The following is a 4,510-nucleotide window of genomic DNA, read 5'->3' on the forward strand; positions in this document are numbered from 1 at the left end:
ACCGGCGATGCCCGGACCGAACCGGAAGGCCAGGAAGAGCAGGAAGCACGGCAGGACGAACAGCAGGCCGATCCGGGCCTCGCGGCGCGCCTGCGGCCCGCTGCGACGGCCCCGGCGGGTGGGTTCCGCGACGACTGCCACGGGGATCTCCTTGCGGTACGGGGAAATTGCGGGGTTCGGGGGCCGGGGCCCCGCCGCGACGGCCGGCTTCGTCCGTCGTCGGCGGGGCCCCGGCCACCCGGGAGGGGGCGGGGCCGGGTCCGGGTGCGGCCGGTGGCCCGGCCCCGCACCCGGTCAGCGGCCGAGCAGCGCCTGCGCCGCCTTCTGCGCGTCGTCCAACGCCTGCTGCGGGCTCTTCTTGCCCAGCAGCGCGGCCTGGATCTCCGGCGCCAGCACGCCCTGGACCTCACGGGACTTGTCCTGGAGCGGGCCGACGGTCATGCTCGGCAGGGTGGCGCCGACCGCCGTCTGGAGCGCGTCGCCCGGGTAGAGGTCGCCGCCGGACTTCCGGGCCGGGAAGTAGCCGGCCTCCTTCTGCAGACCGGCCGCGTTCTTCGACTCGGCGACGAAGTTCAGCCAGTCGCCGGTGTTCTTCTTGTTCGCGCCCTTCAGCATGGACAGGGCGCCCACCGTGCCGTAGCCGACCGACTTCACGTCCTTGAGCGGGGGCTGGACGACGATGTTCTCCTTGCCCCAGAACGGCTCGACATCGGTGGGGGTGTTCTGCCAGGTGCAGGCGATCTTGCCCTTGGCGGTCGAGGTCTGCTCCAGCTTCGGCGTGGTGGTGACCTGGTCCTTGTCGGTGTAGCCGCCGTCGACGAGCTTCTTCAGGAACGTCAGTGCCTTGACGCCGGCCGCGTCGTTGAAGGTGACGGTCTTGCCGTCCTCGGAGAAGACGTCCCCGCCGGCCTGCCACAGCAGCGGGTAGAAGGTCATGTTGAGGGTCTGCTGAGTGTCACCGTAGTGGCTGGTCGCGTAGTAGCCCTTCGCCTTCAGCCTCGGGCCCAGCGCCTCCAGCTCCGCCCAGGTGGTGGGGTAGTTCTTCTCGCCGATCGCGGCGAACACCCGCTTGTCGCAGACCAGCGGGTTGGCGCTGGTCAGGACCGGGGTGGCGAGCGCCTTGCCGTCGAACGTGACGGACTTCAGCGCGAAGTCGGTGTAGTCGGACTTGGCGTCGGCCGGCATGTACTCGTCGGCCGGGACGATGTTCTTGGCGTACTTCGGCAGCTGGTCCGGGACCAGGTACACCGCGTCCGGGCCCTTGCCCGAGGCGATCGCGGTGGCCAGGGCGGTGTCGCGGTTGGCCCAGGGGAAGGTCTCCACCTTCACCTTGACGCCCGAGTGCTCCTTCTCGAACGCCTTGATCAGGCCGTCCCAGTACGCCTTGTTCTTGGCCTCGTCGAAGATGACCGGGTAGGTCCACATCGTGACGGTGTCGTCGTCGCCGCCGCTGGAACAGCCGGCCAGCACACCGGCGGCGAGCGCGGTGGCCACGACGGGCGCGGCGACGGAACGGAGTCTGGAACGGCGGGTGAGGAGACGGGACATGAGGGGGTCCTCCGAGGACGTGAGGGTGGGGTGGGGAAGACGCGGCGCCGTCCGGCGGGACGTCACCGGACGGGCACCGACTGGACGGTGCCGGTGTGCCGGGCGCGTTCGGCGGCGAACGCCGCGAGGTGGCTGCCGAGCGAGGTGGCGGGTCCGGAGCGGACGGCTCCGGCGTCGCCGGTGGCGACGGCGGTGACGAACGCCTCGACGAGAGCGGCGTCCCCGCCGCCGTGCCCGTCGGCCGCGTTCGAACCGGACGCGCCGAGTTCGTGGACGGTGGACTCACCGGTCCGGAAGTCCTGCACGGTGACCCGCTCACCGTCGCCGATCAGCCAGCCGTGCGAGCCGAAGATCCGGGTCTGCCGGTGCGTCTGCTCGGTGAACGCCACCATCTGGAAGGTGGCGGTCACCCCGTCGGTCAGCTGCATCGCCAGGACCTGGTGGTCGACCACGTCGTTGTCGCCGCGGTACGCGCAGACGCCGTACGGCCCCTCGCGCAGCGCCCGCAGCAGCCCGGCCTCGTCGGTCGCCTCGGTGACGTGGGTGACCGGCCAGACCGCGCCCTTCTCGCGCAGCGTCGGCAGGTACAGCTTCAGCGCGCTGTACGGGCAGCCGGATTCGACCGCACAGTCGAGACACCGCTCGGCGGACCCGGCCGGGGCGTTCTCCGGCCGGAAGTGTTTCAGCCCGCCGAAGCTGGTGACCTGCTCGATCCGGCCGCCCATGACGTACGTGATCCAGTCCAGGTCGTGGCAGGACTTGGCCAGCAGCATCGGGGAGGAGTCCCGCTCGCTGCGCCACGGGCCGCGCACATAGCTGTGGGCGTAGTGCCACCAGCCGACCGGCTCCAGATGGTCCATGGACACCAGCTGCCCGAGCACCCCGGAGTCCACGACCTCCTTCACCAGGTCGGTGTAGGGGGTGTACCGCATGACGTGGCACACCGCGAACAGGACCCCGGTCCGCTCCACGCCCTCGACGATCCGCCGGGTCTCCTCCTCGGTGGGGGCGAGCGGCTTCTCGGCGAGGATCGCGTATCCGGCCTCGGCCAGGGCCAGCACCGGCTCCACATGGAAGCGGTCCTGGGTGGCGACGACGACGGCGTCGGCGATCCGGTTCTGGACGAGCGGGCGCCAGTCGTCGAACTCCACGGGCGCGCCGGCGGCCGCCCGCGCCGCGGGACGGGGATCGGCGACGGCGACGAGCTCGGCGCGCTTGGGGTGCGCCTTGATCCACTCGGCGTACGTCAGACCGCGGTTGCCGGCGCCGACGAGCGCGACCCGGACGGGTCGGCCGGTGATCGGGGTATGCGTGGTCACGGGGAATCCCTGGTGCTCGGTGGGTGAGGGCGTCTCGTGCGGATCGGTCCGGGGCGGGAGCGGGGGCCCGCGCGTGCGGTCCGCCGCTCCCGGGCCCGGCGTGCTCCGGACGGGAGTCCCTGCCTGGTCAGAAGCGCAGCGTGGCCGCGGTATGGGCGACCCGGTCGCCCTCGTCCGGCATCGAGGTGCGCTCGGTGCCGTCCTCGACGCAGCCGGTGTGCAGCAGATGGCCGCGTCCGGCGAACGCCGCGGGCCGCAGTTCGAGCCGGCCGCCGGTGAAGGTGGAGCCGGTGGCCCGGTAGCGGTTGACGCCCTCGGTGACCAGCACGTGGGCGGTGCCCTTGGGGGCGGCCGAGTCGAGGCCGGAGAGCTGCCAGTCGACGGTCCGGCCGGAGCCGGTGCGGGAGAGCAGGGCGCCGTCCTTGTTGGTGCCGTTCAGGCGCGTGCCGTCGACCCGCAGCCGCTGGTCCTTGTCGGAGGTCAGCTTCAGCCCGGTGTCGCGGAGTTCGCCGCCGAGGACGGTGACGTCGCCGTGCTTGAGCGAGACCGGCGCGGTGTCGGCGGAGCCGGTCAGGACGCACTGGTCCAGGACCAGCGGCCCGGTGCCGTTGAACACCGCGCCGTCGACGCCCTTCAGCGTGGAGCGCTGGACGGTGAGCGGGACGGTGACGTTGGCCTGGGTAATCTCCGCACCCGCCGCGAACGCGAACGAGGAGTCGGCGATCACATTGGGGCGGGCGGACAGGTCCGAGGCCCGGGAGACGATCAGCGGACCGGTGGCGGTGCAGCCGCGCATCTGGACGCCGTCGGCGTTGACCCAGAGCATGCCGGAGCCGGACAGCGACTTCTTGCCGATGACCAGGACGTCTTCCAGGGTCAGGTCGGTGATCTTGACACGGGCCACGAACCAGGAGCAGGCGTGCCGGCGCACCGTGATCCGCTTGGCCCTGCCGCCCCAGGCGGCGCCGGAGTTGGCGAAGGTCATCAGGCCGGAGTTGCCCGTGTAGACGAGGTCGTGCTCGAACTGACCGTGCGTCACGAACGGGCCCTCGTCGTCGCCGTCGCCGTGGCAGTTGGTGACGTAGCAGTACGCGGAGGCCGTGAAGTCGTTGAGGTGGCGGGCGTTGGAGGTGTGGCAGTCCTCGACGTGTCCGTAGAGGCAGTAGATCTGCTGGGTGAGGTACCCGGCGCCGCCGTAGGTGACCGACTTGGGGTTGGTCAGCGAGCACTGCTCGGTGCGGTAGTAGGTGCACCAGCGGCGCATCACCACCGGCCAGAAGGTGCCGATCGCCTCGATCCCGGAGACGTCGCAGCGGACCGCGTACTCGTACGCGACCGGGTGGGAGCCGGACATCTCGTCGTCGCCCCAGCCCTCGAAGACCATGTTGCGCACATGGGCGCGGTCGACGGGCTCGACCCGGGTCCAGGTGAGGGTGCGGCCGGCGGCCAGGTCCCAGCCGATCTGGTAGTTGACGCGGATGTGCTTCGCGTCGACGACCTCGGTGACCTGGACCAGACGCTGGATCTCCTTCTCGTACGTGCCCGCCAGGGCGTTGATCTCCACCGCCCACCACTGGCCGACGGCGAACTTCGAGGAGTCGCCGACCTCGAAGAGATCCGAGAGGTCCGGCATCGCCGCGGTC

General features: G+C 71.2%; 3 protein-coding genes. All 3 read right to left on the reverse strand.

All coding sequences use genetic code 11. The features are described 5' to 3' along the window. Positions 1-294 precede the first annotated feature (294 nt). Entirely contained in the window at positions 295-1,548 is a 1,254-nt protein-coding gene (locus WA762_RS35290; protein WP_335941681.1) for an ABC transporter substrate-binding protein, read from the reverse strand. A gap of 62 nt (positions 1,549-1,610) precedes the next feature. Next, on the reverse strand, positions 1,611-2,867 hold the full coding sequence (locus tag WA762_RS35295) for a Gfo/Idh/MocA family protein (protein ID WP_335941682.1): 1,257 nt from the start codon (positions 2,865-2,867) through the stop codon (positions 1,611-1,613). Between the two features lie 127 nt (positions 2,868-2,994). Then, on the reverse strand, positions 2,995-4,510 hold a 1,516-nt coding region (locus WA762_RS35300), incomplete at its 5' end, for a peptidase C14 (RefSeq protein WP_335941683.1).

The sequence above is a fragment of the Streptomyces tyrfis genome (assembly GCF_037034285.1).
Lineage (GTDB): Bacteria > Actinomycetota > Actinomycetes > Streptomycetales > Streptomycetaceae > Streptomyces.

What these genes read in the sequence shown, in the direction of transcription:
- WA762_RS35290 (WP_335941681.1), bottom strand. Translation starts at nt 1,548, where the DNA reads ATGTCCCGTCTCCTCACCCGCCGTTCCAGACTCCGTTCCGTCGCCGCG.